The organism is Paenibacillus sp. P4_A9, from assembly GCF_056402415.1.
Map to the genome: position 1 here is coordinate 51,203 of NZ_JBFUHL010000011.1, position 14,830 is coordinate 66,032.

Annotated in this window: 12 protein-coding genes; all 12 read left to right on the top strand. The window is 50.2% G+C overall.

Going from position 1 to position 14,830, the window contains the following annotated elements; genetic code table 11:
- Positions 1-110 precede the first annotated feature (110 nt).
- The 12 genes from AC1DVJ_RS10915 to rsmB all read left to right on the top strand — a co-directional run bounded on the left by AC1DVJ_RS10915 (position 111) and on the right by rsmB (position 14,802).
- Positions 111-2,915: a calcium-translocating P-type ATPase, SERCA-type gene (locus AC1DVJ_RS10915; protein ID WP_477590624.1), complete on the top strand. Its 2,805-nt coding sequence runs from the start codon at positions 111-113 to the stop codon at positions 2,913-2,915.
- Between the two features lie 164 nt (positions 2,916-3,079).
- Entirely contained in the window at positions 3,080-3,910 is an 831-nt protein-coding gene (gene dapF, locus AC1DVJ_RS10920; RefSeq protein WP_477590626.1) for a diaminopimelate epimerase, read from the top strand.
- A 25-nt stretch (positions 3,911-3,935) separates the two neighbouring features.
- Complete coding sequence (locus AC1DVJ_RS10925) at positions 3,936-5,810, top strand: bifunctional homocysteine S-methyltransferase/methylenetetrahydrofolate reductase (RefSeq protein WP_477590627.1); 1,875 nt, start codon at positions 3,936-3,938, stop codon at positions 5,808-5,810.
- A 29-nt stretch (positions 5,811-5,839) separates the two neighbouring features.
- On the top strand, positions 5,840-6,724 hold the full coding sequence (locus AC1DVJ_RS10930) for a YicC/YloC family endoribonuclease (protein ID WP_477590629.1): 885 nt from the start codon (positions 5,840-5,842) through the stop codon (positions 6,722-6,724).
- A 34-nt stretch (positions 6,725-6,758) separates the two neighbouring features.
- Positions 6,759-7,019, top strand: a complete 261-nt coding sequence (remA, locus tag AC1DVJ_RS10935) for an extracellular matrix/biofilm regulator RemA (protein WP_009672664.1) — start codon at positions 6,759-6,761, stop codon at positions 7,017-7,019.
- Positions 7,009-7,647 carry a guanylate kinase gene (gene gmk / locus AC1DVJ_RS10940; RefSeq protein ID WP_477590631.1) on the top strand — a complete coding sequence of 213 codons (639 nt, stop codon included), beginning with the start codon at positions 7,009-7,011 and terminating at the stop codon, positions 7,645-7,647. The genes remA and gmk overlap by 11 nt, the downstream gene beginning before the upstream one ends.
- Positions 7,648-7,875, top strand: a complete 228-nt coding sequence (gene rpoZ / locus AC1DVJ_RS10945; RefSeq protein ID WP_056612362.1) for a DNA-directed RNA polymerase subunit omega — start codon at positions 7,648-7,650, stop codon at positions 7,873-7,875.
- A 162-nt stretch (positions 7,876-8,037) separates the two neighbouring features.
- Positions 8,038-9,258, top strand: coding sequence for a bifunctional phosphopantothenoylcysteine decarboxylase/phosphopantothenate--cysteine ligase CoaBC (gene coaBC, locus AC1DVJ_RS10950; RefSeq protein WP_477590633.1), 1,221 nt, complete (start codon positions 8,038-8,040; stop codon positions 9,256-9,258).
- Positions 9,258-11,771, top strand: a complete 2,514-nt coding sequence (gene priA / locus AC1DVJ_RS10955; RefSeq protein ID WP_477590634.1) for a primosomal protein N' — start codon at positions 9,258-9,260, stop codon at positions 11,769-11,771. The genes coaBC and priA overlap by 1 nt, the downstream gene beginning before the upstream one ends.
- Before the next feature lie 41 nt (positions 11,772-11,812).
- Complete coding sequence (gene def, locus AC1DVJ_RS10960; protein ID WP_477590636.1) at positions 11,813-12,301, top strand: peptide deformylase; 489 nt, start codon at positions 11,813-11,815, stop codon at positions 12,299-12,301.
- Positions 12,298-13,248, top strand: a complete 951-nt coding sequence (fmt, locus tag AC1DVJ_RS10965) for a methionyl-tRNA formyltransferase (protein ID WP_477590637.1) — start codon at positions 12,298-12,300, stop codon at positions 13,246-13,248. Before def ends, fmt begins: the two co-directional genes overlap by 4 nt.
- A gap of 78 nt (positions 13,249-13,326) precedes the next feature.
- Positions 13,327-14,802 carry a 16S rRNA (cytosine(967)-C(5))-methyltransferase RsmB gene (gene rsmB / locus AC1DVJ_RS10970; protein WP_477590735.1) on the top strand — a complete coding sequence of 492 codons (1,476 nt, stop codon included), beginning with the start codon at positions 13,327-13,329 and terminating at the stop codon, positions 14,800-14,802.
- Positions 14,803-14,830: the final 28 nt, after the last annotated feature.

A 14,830-nucleotide genomic window follows, 5' to 3' on the forward strand; every position in this document is an offset into this window, starting at 1 on the left:
AGGGGCTCTGGGCAGGAAAGATGATTTCAGGGATATTTTCCTGCTTGTCTGAATACAAATACGTATAAGTGTGAGACAAGATCAAGTGGATGTGGGAGGGAGAAGGGCGGATGAGTCAGAATAAGTGGTACCAGTTGAACTCGGAGGATGTCTTGCAGGCACAGCAGGTGAATATGCAGCAAGGATTGCCCTGGGAAGAAGCTTGGAAACGGCAGGCTGAGGTAGGGCGAAACGAGCTCTCAGAGGGGCAGCGTGTATCACCAATCACACTGCTGCTGAATCAATTTAAAGATTTCATGGTGCTGGTACTATTGGGGGCGACTCTAATATCCGGCTTGCTAGGTGAATATTTAGATGCGATTACCATCGTCGTCATTATTGTGATGAATGGGATTTTGGGCTTTACACAGGAATTTCGAGCGGAACGCTCACTACGTGCACTGAAAGAACTGTCTGCGCCAAATGCGAATGTTTGGAGAGAAGGGGCCGTTCATCAAATTCCGGCTCGTGATCTGGTTCCAGGTGATATTGTATTTCTGGAAAGCGGCGACAGAGTCCCTGCAGATGTTCGGTTTCTGGAAACGAACGGCGTTTATATCGAGGAGTCCGCTCTAACAGGGGAGTCGATTGCCGTAAGTAAAATAACAGCTTCTATCCCGCACGAGGAAGTACCACTTGGTGATCAGCGCAACTTGGGTTTCATGGGTACGATGGTTTCTCGTGGAACAGCGAAGGCGGTTGTTGTTCGGATCGGGATGAGCACGGAAATGGGCAAAATCGCTGATCTGATTCAAAATACAGAATCCATGGAAACACCGTTGCAGCACCGTTTGGAGCAGTTAGGTAAAATTTTAATTATCGTTGCCATTGCGTTGACGATTCTTGTTGTTGTAGCAGGTATTATGCATGGACAACCACCGTACGCGATGTTCTTGGCAGGCGTAAGCTTAGCCGTTGCAGCTATTCCTGAAGGGCTCCCAGCGATTGTAACGATTGCTCTTGCTCTTGGTGTACAACGGATGATTAAGCGGAAAGCCATCGTCAGAAAGCTGCCTTCGGTTGAGACATTAGGGTGTGCTTCTGTCATATGCTCTGATAAAACAGGTACACTGACACAGAACAAAATGACGGTGACCCATTTGTGGGTTGGCGGTGACGTACTAGAGGTTACAGGGGATGGCTATGCGCCAGTAGGCAATATTCTTCTAAGCGGCCAGCATACGGACGTGCACAAGCATCCTTCTCTTACGAAGCTGCTCCATGTGTCTGCCCTTTGCAATAACGCAACCTTAATTGAAGAAAAACAAGAATCGAAGAGGAAGAAAGGCAAAGAGGGTACACAAGGACCTGCCTCGATTTGGCATATTAAAGGCGATCCAACCGAAGGGGCCTTAGTTGTTCTGAGTGCCAAGAGCGGGATTACCCAAGATTCGCTGCGGGAAAAATATAAACGGATCGCCGAGTTCCCTTTCGACTCGGAGCGTAAACGGATGTCTGTTCTGGTGTCCTCCGAGAATGGCCGCATGGCTTGTACGAAAGGTGCGCCAGACGTATTGCTGCAGCATTGCAGTTACATCTTGTGGGATGGTAAAGTCATTCCATTTACGTCAACCCTGAAACAAAAGGTCATCTCAGCGAATGAAGGCATGGCCAAATCGGCGCTTCGCGTGTTGGGTATTGCGTATAAAGAACTTAAAGTAAGTGATCGGTATGACGACCATGAGGATGTTGAAAATGGCTTAGTTTTTGTAGGCTTGACCGGTATGATCGATCCTCCGCGCAAAGAAGTGCGTGAAGCGATCTCCAAATGCCGTAAAGCCGGCATCAAGACCGTTATGATCACAGGGGATCACCAAACGACAGCAGAAGCGATTGCAAAGCAGCTTGGCATGATTCCAACTAATGGCGTCAGTATGAGCGGTCAGCAAATCGGACAGCTTTCGGATGATGAGCTCGATGCTAAAGTCAATGATACCTACGTCTATGCAAGGGTATCCCCTGAACATAAGCTAAGAATCGTGAAATCATTGCAGCGCAATGGACACGTTGTTGCCATGACGGGGGATGGTGTCAACGATGCGCCAGCGATTAAGGCGGCTGATATCGGGATTGCCATGGGGATTACGGGAACCGATGTATCCAAAGAGGCATCCTCTTTAATCCTTAGTGATGATAATTTCTCGACGATCGTTGCGGCGATTGAAGAGGGTCGTAGCATTTATGAAAATATTCGCAAATTCATTCGCTACTTGCTTGCTTCTAATGTTGGCGAGATTATGACGATGTTCATCGCCATGATGGCAGGGATGCCGCTTCCGCTCGTACCTATTCAGATTTTATGGGTGAATTTGGTCACAGATGGTCTGCCAGCGATGGCGCTTGGTGTGGATCAGGCAGAGAAAGACTTAATGCAGCACAGGCCGCGTTCGGCAAAGGAAAGTATTTTTGCAAGACGATTAGGTTGGAAAATTATTTCCCGTGGTATGCTCATTGGGGTATGTACATTGGGTGCCTTCTGGCTCATATTACGCGTCAATCCATCGGATGCGGAGACTTTATTGAAAGCGCAAAGTGTCGCGTTCGCGACCCTGGTTATGGCTCAGCTCATACATGTGTTCGATTGTCGCAGTTCACGTTCGATTTTCCATCGGAATCCTTTGCAAAATAAGTACTTAGTTCTCGCTGTTTTATCATCACTTATTTTAATGCTCGGCGTTATGTATGTGGATGCCCTCCAACCGATCTTCAAAACCGTTCCACTAGGCTGGAAAGATTGGATTCTTGTTCTAATTGCGGCTGGTATTCCGACATTCTTTATGGGGCTAGGCAGCGTGTTGTCGCCAAAACGGAGCAAAGGTTCAAGAGGTTCAAGCTCTTCTGTGTATAATAAATCATCAAAACCTAGCTTTAGATAAGCGAAGTGGAAATAGCTGCCGTTAGGCGGCTTTTTCTGTGTCTTTTGCCGGTAAGTAAGAATAAGGCGATTTGGCGACTATGACGTGCTGCGGTGGCGTAGGACTATGCATACTGTCGTTTTTACGCTATGATAATGGCTAAACCGCACATAGGGGTGCTTGACATGAATTTTACGAAAATGCATGGACTTGGCAATGACTTTATCGTCGTAGCCGGGGAGAAAGAGCTTCCTGTCGGGGCTGACCAGTTGGCCATCCAGCTGTGTAATCGATTTTTTAGCATCGGTGCCGACGGCGTTGTCTTTATTCTTCCTTCAGAGAAGGCTGATTTTCAAATGCGCATTATCAACTCGGATGGATCTGAGGCCGAGCAATGCGGCAATGCGATCCGCTGTGTTTCCAAATATGTGTACGACTATAAGCTCATTGATGCAACAGAGATTACCGTTGAAACCATTGGTGCTGGTGTACAGAAGGTTCAAGTACACGTGCAAGACGGTAAAGTTGTGACCGCTCGTGTGGATATGGGGGCGCCCATTCTACAAGGACTTCAGGTGCCAACGACGGTTGATGCTGATAAGGTGATTGATTACCCGATTGAGGTAGAAGGCAGAACATTTCGGTTCACAGCGGTTTCCATGGGGAACCCGCATTGTGTTATCTATGTGGAGGATGCTGTGAATTTTGACCTCGCAACTTGGGGGCCGAAGCTTGAAGCACATCCAATGTTTCCACGCAAAATAAATGTCGAATTCGCAACCGTTCGCGATCGCGCTTATACGGATATGCGGGTTTGGGAGCGAGGCGCTGGGCCTACGCTTGCATGCGGAACGGGAGCTTGCGCTACGCTGGTCTCCTCTGTGCTAAATGGTTTATCCGATCGTGAAGCAACGGTTTCACTCAAGGGTGGAGATTTGTTCATCGAGTGGCTGGAAGCGGACAATCACGTTTATATGACGGGACCTGCGGAAGAAGTGTTTACAGGGAAACTATAAGTCGGGTAGATAGGGGAAATGAGGCATGAAATTGGATCTTCGTGCAGCGCTGCAACGGGAAATTTTGACCGGTGACGGTGCTATGGGGACATACTTATATCAGATGGGATTTCCCGTCGGCATTTCATATGAAGAATTAAATTTGCTTAGACCGGAAACGGTCGCTGACGTGCACCGCCGTTATTTCGAGGCAGGTGCTCGTCTTATTGAAACGAATACGTTTTCGGCGAATCGCGAGAAACTGTCGAAATATGGTTTGGAAGGCGACGTTGAAGCCATTAACCGTGCGGGTGTTGAGCTGGCTCGGAAAGCTGTTGGAGACGACGCCTATGTTGTAGGTGCAATTGGCTCTATACGTGCTGGGAAACGTAAAAATGTACGTACTTCCGATGTGGAGGAGTCGCTGCGGGAACAAATCAGCGTTCTGTTAGACTCGCCTGTGGATGGGTTGTTGCTTGAGACCTTCTATGATTTGGAAGAGATGCAGCTTGCTTTACGGATTATCCGCAGCATGAGTCAGCTTCCCGTGATCTGCCAGTTTGCCAATGAGGGCACGGGCAGCACCCAAGACGGTGTTCCGCTGCAAGAAGCGTTCCTCCGACTGCGTGACGAAGGTGCTGATGTGATCGGCTTTAACTGCCGCGTCGGCCCGAACGGGATTCTGCGTTCGATGGAGAAGATCGCGCCGATTCCTGGTGTTCCGTTCTCGGCGTTTCCGAACGCAGGGTTGCCCGACTACATAGACGGGCACTATAGTTATACGGCGACGCCTCAGTACTTCGCCGAAAGCGCGCTGCGCTTTGCTGATCTTGGCGCGCGAATCATCGGCGGTTGCTGCGGCACGACGCCGGAGCACATCGCCGCTGTGGCGAAGGCGCTGCAGGGCTATGTACCAGCTGCTCCGGGCGCAGCCCCTGCGGAAGCCGCTGTGCTCGTGATCGAGCCCGAGCCGGCGCAGCCTGCCCCTCCAGCGGGTATTCCTTCGCTGCTGGACATCGTGAAGCAGCGCAAAACCGTCATTGTCGAGCTGGATCCTCCAAAGGATCTCGACATCGAGAAGTTCATGCAGGGGTCGAAGGCCCTGCAAGAGGCTCATGTCGACGCCATTACGATGGCCGACAATTCCCTTGCTGTGACGCGCATGAGCAACCTGGCACTCGGCTACCTCGTGCAGGAGCGTTTGGGCGCGCGTCCGCTCATTCACATCGCGTGTCGTGACCGCAACATGATCGGGACGCAGTCCCATCTCATGGGCTTGCACGCGCTTGGGATAGACCATGTGCTGGCCGTGACCGGCGATCCCGCCAAGTTTGGCGATCTCCCTGGGTCCAGCTCCGTATACGATCTCACCTCATTCGAAATTATTCGGATGATTAAACAGCTCAACGAAGGCATTGCCTTCTCCGGTAAACCTTTGAAGCAGAAGGCTAATTTCGTTGTAGGTGCAGCATTCAATCCGAATGTGAAGCATTTAGATAAAGCTGTGCAGCGCTTGGAGCGCAAAATCGAGGCAGGCGCGGATTATATCATGACCCAGCCTGTGTACGATGCCAAACTGATTGAACAGATTTATGAAGCGACTAAGCATCTGCAAATTCCTATTTTCATTGGTATCGCCCCGCTGGCTAGCGGCGGCAATGCCGAATATCTACACAATGAGGTCCCCGGCATTCGATTGTCAGATGAAGTTAGGGCGCGGATGGATGGATTGAAGGGTCCAGAAGGCCGTGCAATGGGTGTGGAAATTGCCAAAGAACTGCTGGATACCGCGATGCAATACTTTAATGGTATTTATCTGATGACCCCCTTTCTGGCGTATGAAATGTGCGTAGATCTGACCAATTATGTGTGGGAAAAGTCGAAAAGGCATGATTTCCACTTGTACCCACTTTCAAAATGAATTAAAATAGGGTAATGGATGTGATTAGAATGATTTGCAGTATGACCGGGTTCGGACAAGCGAATCGTTCTTTTGCGGGATACAACGTGTTTATCGATGTGAAATCGGTCAATCATAGGTATAGTGAAGTGTCGATTCGTTTGCCTAAGGAATGGGCGGCTTTCGAAGACGCTTTGAAGAAAACGGTATTGCAGGCTGTGAAGCGAGGACGTGTAGACGTCTTTATCACGGCGGAACGTGAAGCGGCTTCCCCGAAGAACGTAACGGTTAATTTTGCTTTGGCAGATGCTTATCTGGAAGCGGCTGAGCAGTTGAAGCAGCGGTATGGGATCACGGGTCAGGTAGAACTCAATGATTTATTGAAACTTCCTGAGCTGATTCAAATGAAGGATGTACGTCAGGAGCCTGATGACGAGATCGAACAGGAGCTATGCGCCTGTTTGCAGGAGGCTGTCGCTCAGTTATCCGCGATGAGACACCGCGAAGGGGATTTCCTAGAGCTGGATATTCGTGAACGGTTAACCGAGATGAAGCGAATTCACATTGAGTTGGAAGCGTTGGCTCCTCAAGTTGTTCAGGAGTATGCGGCGAAGATGACGAGTCGTATTCAGTCCCTTGTACTGGATGGGATTCCTGTGGATGAGCAGCGCCTTGCGACTGAGATTGCTCTATTCGCAGATCGTTCTAATGTGGATGAGGAATTGACTCGTCTGAAGAGTCATTTTGGGCAATGTGAGGCATTGCTTTCAGACAAAGAGCCTGTTGGCCGAAAGCTAGACTTCTTGATTCAAGAAATGAATCGGGAAGTGAACACGATCGGATCGAAGTCGAATCATTCGGAGCCTACGGCTAGAGTGATTGCGATGAAAGCAGAGCTTGAGAAAATGCGGGAACAAATACAGAATATCGAGTGAAGCTTGCATGTGCTTCGCGAGGAGGAAGTCCTAGATGGCTATCAAATTAATCAATATCGGGTTCGGCAACATCGTATCGGCGAACCGCATTATCTCGATCGTGAGTCCAGAATCGGCTCCGATCAAGAGAATCATTCAAGAAGCGCGTGATCGTCACATGCTGATTGACGCTACATATGGTAGAAGAACCCGTGCCGTTATTATCACGGACAGCGATCATGTGATTTTATCGGCAGTACAACCAGAGACGGTAGCGCATAGACTTTCGAATAAGGACGATGATCATGACGAGTAATACGAACACTCTTGAGCGTGAGAGAGGTATTCTGATTGTTTTATCCGGACCGTCTGGTGTCGGCAAAGGGACGGTTTGTGCGGCGCTGCGCAAGGTTGCTCCGGATATTGTCTATTCCGTATCAGCGACAACGCGTTCTCCTAGACAAGGTGAAGTAGACGGCGTTAATTATTTTTTCAAAACCCGCGAACAGTTTCAGCAATTGATTGAAACTGATGAAGTACTGGAGTGGGCTGAATATGTGGGCAACTTCTATGGAACACCAAGACGTTTCGTAGAGGAGACGCTGCGTTCAGGACATGATGTGATCTTGGAGATTGAGGTTCAAGGTGCACTGCAGGTCAAACAGAAATTTGACGAAGGTGTATTTATTTTCTTGCTGCCGCCATCTCTAGATGAGCTTGAGAATCGTATTGTTACACGTGGCACGGAAACGGATGAGGTCATTCGCAGCCGCATGTCAGTGGCCATCGATGAAATTCGTCTGATGGAGCACTATGATTATGCGATCGTGAATGATCATGTAGATACCGCATGCGCGAAAATACAAGCGATTCTAGCGGCTGAGCATTGCAAAAAAGATCGTATGTATCCAAAAATCGTACAATGGATGGATGAGGTGAATTGAATGTTATACCCTTCAATTGATAAACTGCTTGATATCGTAGACAGCAAGTACTCGCTGGTTGTAGCTGCTTCCAAAAGAGCAAGATCCCTGCGTGATGGTGCAAAATCCGATTTGAAAGGCCAGAAGGCCCACAAACATGTTGGTGTTGCGTTAGAAGAACTATACGGTAATTACATCGGTTATGAGAAGATCAACACAAACGAGAGCGAGAAATACGCGAAGAAATAAACTGCCTTACCCAACAACCCTCGTGGTTGTTATTTTTTTCTCAAAATATAAGGAAGTCTATGTTTCACATTATAAATCCGCTATATTTCTAGATAAACGCTCCCCGTCCTTGAAGGACGGAGTAGCCGTTTATTTCGTTTAGCATTTCGAAAGGGGATTCCCATGGGTGTATTGCAAGGCAAAACGATTGTGCTCGGTGTCTGTGGAGGTATTGCAGCTTATAAAGCGGCGGCACTAACGAGCAAATTAACGCAGGCTGGGGCTGTTGTACGGGTCATTATGACACGTTCTGCGGTGCAATTCGTTGCGCCGTTAACATTTCAAACCTTGTCGCGGCATCATGTTTTTGTCGATACCTTTGATGAGAAGGATCCTTCGGTCGTATCGCACATCAACTTGGCTGACAGCGCTGACCTTGTGTTGATTGCACCTGCCACGGCCAATACGATTGGCAAGCTGGCACTTGGGCTTGGAGACGATATGCTTAGCACGACATTACTTGCAACGATGGCACCGATCTGGGTGGCGCCTGCGATGAATGTGCATATGTACGCGAATCCAGCTGTGCAGACGAACATGGAGACACTGCGTCGCCGCGGCGTACGCTTCATTGAGCCTGGCGAAGGGCAACTAGCCTGCGGGTATGTGGGCAAGGGGCGTCTTGCTGAGCCGGAGGAGATCTTTGCTGCGGTTGAGCGGCATTTCCAAGGGGATGTAGGACAGTTAGCGGGTAAGCACGTCCTAGTGACGGCCGGAGGCACCGTGGAACGTCTGGATCCAGTTCGTTACTTGACCAATGATTCATCAGGCAAAATGGGCTTTGCCATTGCAGAAGAAGCCTTGCGGATGGGGGCGAAGGTAACGTTGGTATCGGGGCCTTCGGCGCTGCCAGTACCAGAAGGTGTTCAGCTTGTTCCGGTGCAGTCTGCGCTGGACATGCGTGAAGCGGTCTTAGCTAGGCTCGCGGAAAACCAACTCATTATTAAGGCTGCGGCAGTGGCCGATTATCGTCCTGCCATTGTGGCCGAGCAGAAGATCAAAAAGAAATCCGAATCGCTAACGCTGGAGTTAATCAAAAATCCTGATATTTTACAGGAAATCGGCACGTTGAAAACAGCGCATCAGTTCGTTATCGGATTTGCAGCGGAAACGGAACGCTTGGATGAACATGCGATGGACAAGCTGAAGCGCAAAAACTGCGATCTCATCGTAGGGAACGATGTGTCACAAGAGGGCGCTGGCTTTGGCGGGGATACGAACGTCGTTCGATTCTATGATCATAACGGGCTTGTACAAGCTCTGCCTATACAAAGTAAGTGGGATATAGCACGTAAGCTGCTTGAGCTTGCTGCTGATCGTATGGCTGCGGCGGTGAAATCCTGATGTACGCCAAAGTCATTGTCGATGTCCCTGCGAAGCAAACCAACCGGGCGTTCGACTATGAAGTTCCGGCATCTCTGAGCAAATGGGTTGAAGTTGGCAGCCGAGTAGGTGTACCTTTTGGTCCTCGGGTGCTGCAAGGCTTTGTGGTTGAACTACAAAAGGAAACGCAAGTCGACGCGAAGCGCATCAAACCGATTCAAAATGTGTTGGATCTCGTACCGCCTTTGACGAGCGAACTTGTCAGTCTTGGACGGTGGATCAGTCGCATGTATATGTGTCATGAAGTGACGGCTCTGCAAGCGATGCTTCCTGCGGCACTGAAAGCGAAATATGAGCGTGTGATTATCGTAGGGGAAGAATCTGAAGATCAATCGTTTCTGGATATGCCGGACATAGAAGCGATTATTAGCTTTGTGAAAAGCAAGGAATCCGTTTCGATGGACGTGTTATTGGAGCGTTTTTCGAAGGAAGGTGCTCTGATCAAAGAGCTGTTGTCAACGGGTAGACTTGCGGAAGTGCAACTGGTGAAGGATCGGATGAATACCAAAAAAGCACTGACTGTCTTTCCGCCCGCTGGAGGCGTTGGTTTGGAAGAGGCTTTAGCCGAGCTTCCAGCCCGAGCGAACAAGCAGAAAGAGGTGCTGCGCTATTTGATCGAGCATCCGCACGCCGTTCGATTGACGGAGTTGATGGAGACTGTCGAGATCAGTGCGAGCACGGTCAAAAGCTTGGCCGATCGCGGTTGGATTGAGCTGCGCGAGGTCGAAGTGATGCGCGACCCTTATAGTGGTCGTGCGTTTGAGCGGACGAAGCCGCTTCTCCTTACGGAGGAGCAAAGCGGTGTGTTTGCGCCGATTCGTGACGCAGTGGCCGAAGATCGGCATGAGGTGTTTCTGTTGCATGGGGTTACCGGCAGCGGGAAAACCGAGGTATACCTCCAATCCATCCAGCAATGCTTGGATATGGATAAGGAAGCCATTGTACTTGTGCCGGAGATTTCCCTTACACCGCAAATGGTAGAGCGGTTCAAAGGGCGATTCGGCGATCTGGTTGCCGTGCTTCATAGCCGATTATCCAATGGCGAACGCTACGATGAATGGCGCAAAATTACGCGCAAGCAAGTGAAGGTCGTGATCGGCGCGCGGTCGGCGATTTTTGCTCCTTTTACGAACATTGGCCTGATTATTATCGATGAAGAGCATGAATCCTCCTATAAACAAGAAGAGAGTCCCAAATATCATACGCGTGATGTGGCAGTTCAAAGGGCGAAGCAGCAAGCTGCTGTTGTTGTGCTTGGTTCTGCGACACCTTCTTTGGAAAGCATGGAGAAAACGAGACGCCGGAGAGATCGACCTCAACCTCCTTTTACATTGCTGACCATGAAGGAGCGCGTCGCGAGCAGACCGATGCCGCCTGTTACGATTGTGGATATGCGTGAGGAGCTGAAAACCGGCAATCGGTCGATGTTTAGCCGATCTTTGTATAAAGCGATCGAAGAACGGTTACACAAGAAAGAACAGACGGTATTGCTGCTGAATCGACGCGGCTATGCGACTTTCGTGATGTGTCGGACGTGCGGTTTCGTTTCACAGTGTCCGCATTGCGACATTTCATTGACGTATCACCAAAGCTCACGTGCACTGCGTTGTCATTATTGCGGTTATGCGGAGCGTGAGGTGACGGAGTGTCCGAGCTGTCAATCTGAGCATATTCGTCATTTCGGCACAGGGACACAGCGTGTAGAGGAAGAGCTAAGCAAGATTTTCCCTGGCATTAGGGTTATTCGTATGGATGTCGATACAACGACCGAAAAGGGTTCACATGAAAAATGGCTGACGATGTTTCGCGAGAAGCAGGCGGATGTGCTTTTGGGGACGCAGATGGTGGCAAAAGGGCTTGATTTTCCGGATGTTACCTTAGTTGGGGTTATCGCGGCGGATACCGTGCTTAATATTCCTGATTTTCGTTCTGCAGAGAGGACGTTCCAGCTCTTAACGCAAGTTGCAGGCCGAGCGGGACGGCACGAAAAGCAAGGGGAAGTATTCGTACAAACGTATACACCTGATCATTACAGTGTGCAATATGCGAGTCATCATGATTATGTGGCTTTTGCGAACCATGAGATGGATATTCGTGCTAATTTAGGCTATCCGCCGTATCAAAGATTAATATTAATTACGTTTTCACACGAACAAGTACCGCTGCTGGTGCGTCTGGCGGAAGCCTTTGTTACACGTTTGAAGGAGATCGCCCTTCCTTACACGAGACAGCAGGTAGATTTGTTTTCGGAAGCCGTACCGATGGATTCATCCTTTCATTTTGACGTGTTAGGACCTGTTGCATCGCCAATTTCCCGAATCAAAGATAGATATCGATTCCAATGCGTGGTAAAATATCGGGGGGAAGATTTAGCTGCAGAGATCGTTGGGAAGACAGTAGCTTGGTTTGAGGAACGCTCAGCCAAAGAAAAGCTGCTTATAAGCGTGGATGTTGACCCGCAATATTTGATGTAAGAACCCCTAATCGAGATGACATTAAAGGTAGGTGCACATTCATGGCTATTCGTATTATTGTTAAAGATCCAGATCCTGTGCTGCGTGAGAAAGCAATCACAGTTACGAAGTTTAATTCCAATCTGCATAAATTGCTTGATGATATGGCAGATACGATGTATGAAGCGGAAGGCGTAGGCCTTGCTGCTCCACAAATCGGTATTCTGAAGCGCGTGATCGTGATGGATTGCGGCGAAGAGCACGGTGGATTGATCGAAATGGTGAATCCAGAGATCGTCACATCCAGCGGTGAACAAATGGGTGCTGAAGGCTGTCTAAGTATTCCAGGTCTTCGTGGTGATGTGCTTCGTGCGCTGAATGTAACGGCTAAAGGGCAAGATCGTGATGGCAACCCGATTGAAGTTACGGGCACGGAGTTATTAGCTCGTTGTATTTTCCATGAGGTTGATCACTTAAATGGTATATTGTTTACGGATCTTGCGGTCAATACCTATACAGCCGATGAAGAAGAAGAGGAAGAAGAAGCGTGAATATTATTTTCATGGGCACACCGGATTTCGCAGTTCCCTCCTTGCGTTTACTCTTGGAGGAAGGCTACAACGTGACCACGGTTATCACGCAGCCGGATCGGCCGAAGGGACGCAAACGCGTCCTTACGCCGACACCAGTGAAGGTAGAGGCGGAGAAACACGGTATTCCGGTGCTTCAACCAGTGAAGCTGCGTGAAGCAGATTCCGTCGAGCAGATCCGCCAGCTTGCGCCAGATTTAATCGTCACTGCTGCTTATGGTCAAATTTTACCGAAATCGGTGTTAGATTTGCCAAAGTACGGCTGTATTAATATTCACGCATCGCTGCTTCCGAAATATCGGGGGGGAGCGCCGATTCATCATGCGGTCATGCGAGGGGAAGCTGTCACAGGCGTCACCATTATGTATATGGCTGTAGGCTTGGATACAGGCGATATGATTTCCAGCGTGGAGCTGCCGATTGAAGATACAGATACGACGGGGATGTTGTTTGACAAGCTGAGTATGGCTGGGGCTGATCTGCTGAAGCGTACGTTGCCAGATCTATTGGCTGGCCGGATCGAGGCTGTTCCTCAGAATGAGGCGGATGCCATCTATTCGCCTAATATTCGCAGGGAAGATGAGCTCTTGGATTGGTCACGTTCGGCGATCGAGCTGTGGAATCACATTAGAGGCTTAAATCCTTTTCCTGGTGCCTATACGTTCTGGAATGGGGAAGTCTTGAAAGTTTGGGCGAGCTTGAAGCCGGAGCAAGCAGGGCAGGTTCGGTTTGGCGTCGCGCCAGGAACTGTGCTTAAATGCAGTGAGCAGGGAATTGAAGTGATGACCGGAGCAGGCACTTTGTGGCTAACCGAAATTCAACCTGCTGGCAAGAAGGCGATGCCTGTCTCGGAGTTCATTCGTGGCGTCCAGATTCCGGTTGGTACGGTACTGGGGAACCACGCTTAGGCCGATTTGCTCATTTAATAAGGAATCTTGAGACTATTATGTAAATCAGTAAATCAATTCACAATGCCACCACAAAAAATGAGGTATTTGATTTTGTCTACGAATAAACCAACTCGTCCGCAACAAGGACATACAAATTCGCAGAGCGCGCGCAAGCCCTCTGCGCCAAAGTCATCCTCGGGCGCTGCGAAGAGCAGCGCTGTTAAGCGTTCCGCCCGTGATGCGGCGTTGGATGTGCTTGTTCGCGTTGAAGAGAATCAATCTTACAGCAATCTACTGTTGAATCAAGTGCTGCAGAAGCATGCCTTGGAGCGAGCGGACGCTGGTCTCGCTACCGAGCTTGTGTATGGCACGATTGGGCGTCAGAATACAATTGACTTCTTTTTAGAGCGCTTCGTTAGCAAAGGGCTCGCGAAGCTGGAGCCCTGGGTGCGGTGTCTGCTGCGGCTGAGCTTCTATCAGCTGCATTATTTGGACCGCATCCCTGACCATGCGGTCGTGAGCGAAGCGGTCAATATCGCGAAGCGCCGAGGCCATCAAGGCATCTCGGGCATGGTCAACGGCGTGCTGCGCGCGATCATCCGCAGCAAGGCCGAGCTCACGCTGCCGGCTGCGCTCGGCGACGTGAAGCGCATCGCGCTGGGCCATTCCCATCCGGAATGGCTCGTGCGCCGATGGATCCGTCAGCTCGGTCCTGAGCTGACGGAACAGATCTGTGCGGCGAACAATGAGCCGCCGCACGTGAGCATCCGCGCGAACGCGAGGCGGCGCAGCCGCTTGGAGCTGCTGGAGCAGCTCCAAGCTAGCGGCCTCAGCGCGGAAGCGTCAGAGCTGGCCCCGGCCGGCATCCTTGTGCAGGGGGCCGGGAACATGGCGTTAGTCCCCGGCTTCGGGCAAGGGGACTTCTCGATTCAAGACGAGAGCTCGATGCTCGTCGCCGAGGCTCTGGATCCGCGTCCAGGCATGAAGGTGCTGGACTGCTGTGCCGCCCCTGGCGGCAAGACCGCCCACATCGCCGAGAAGATGGATGATGTGGGGCAGATTTGGGCTTGTGATCTGCATGAGCACAAGCAAAAGCTGATCGCAGATCAAGCGGAGCGTCTGGGACTATCGTCGATTCAGACGCTTGTGATGGATGCTGCGAAGCTGGATGAGCATTTTGCGGCAGAGTCCTTCGATCGCATCCTGCTGGATGCCCCTTGCTCGGGTCTTGGCGTTATTCGCCGCAAGCCGGATCTCAAATGGGCGAAGCAGGAAGCGGAAATCGATGAGATCAGCGAAACGCAATATGCGATTCTGAGTCGTGTACACCGACTGCTTAAGCCAGGCGGTGTGCTGGTGTACAGCACGTGCACGATCGAACAAGTGGAGAATGAGGGCATGGTTGCGCGTTTCCTTGCGGAGCACAGCGAGTTTGAACTTGCTCCGCTGCCAGCGGATGTTTTCACGGATATTGACCCAGCTGCTGCTGTTTCTGGTATGGTGCAAATTCTGCCGCAGCAGTTCCACTCGGACGGTTTTTTTATCGCTCGTTTGCGTAAACGTGACGTGTAACAGACAGGGACGTGTGTTCGTTCCTGCT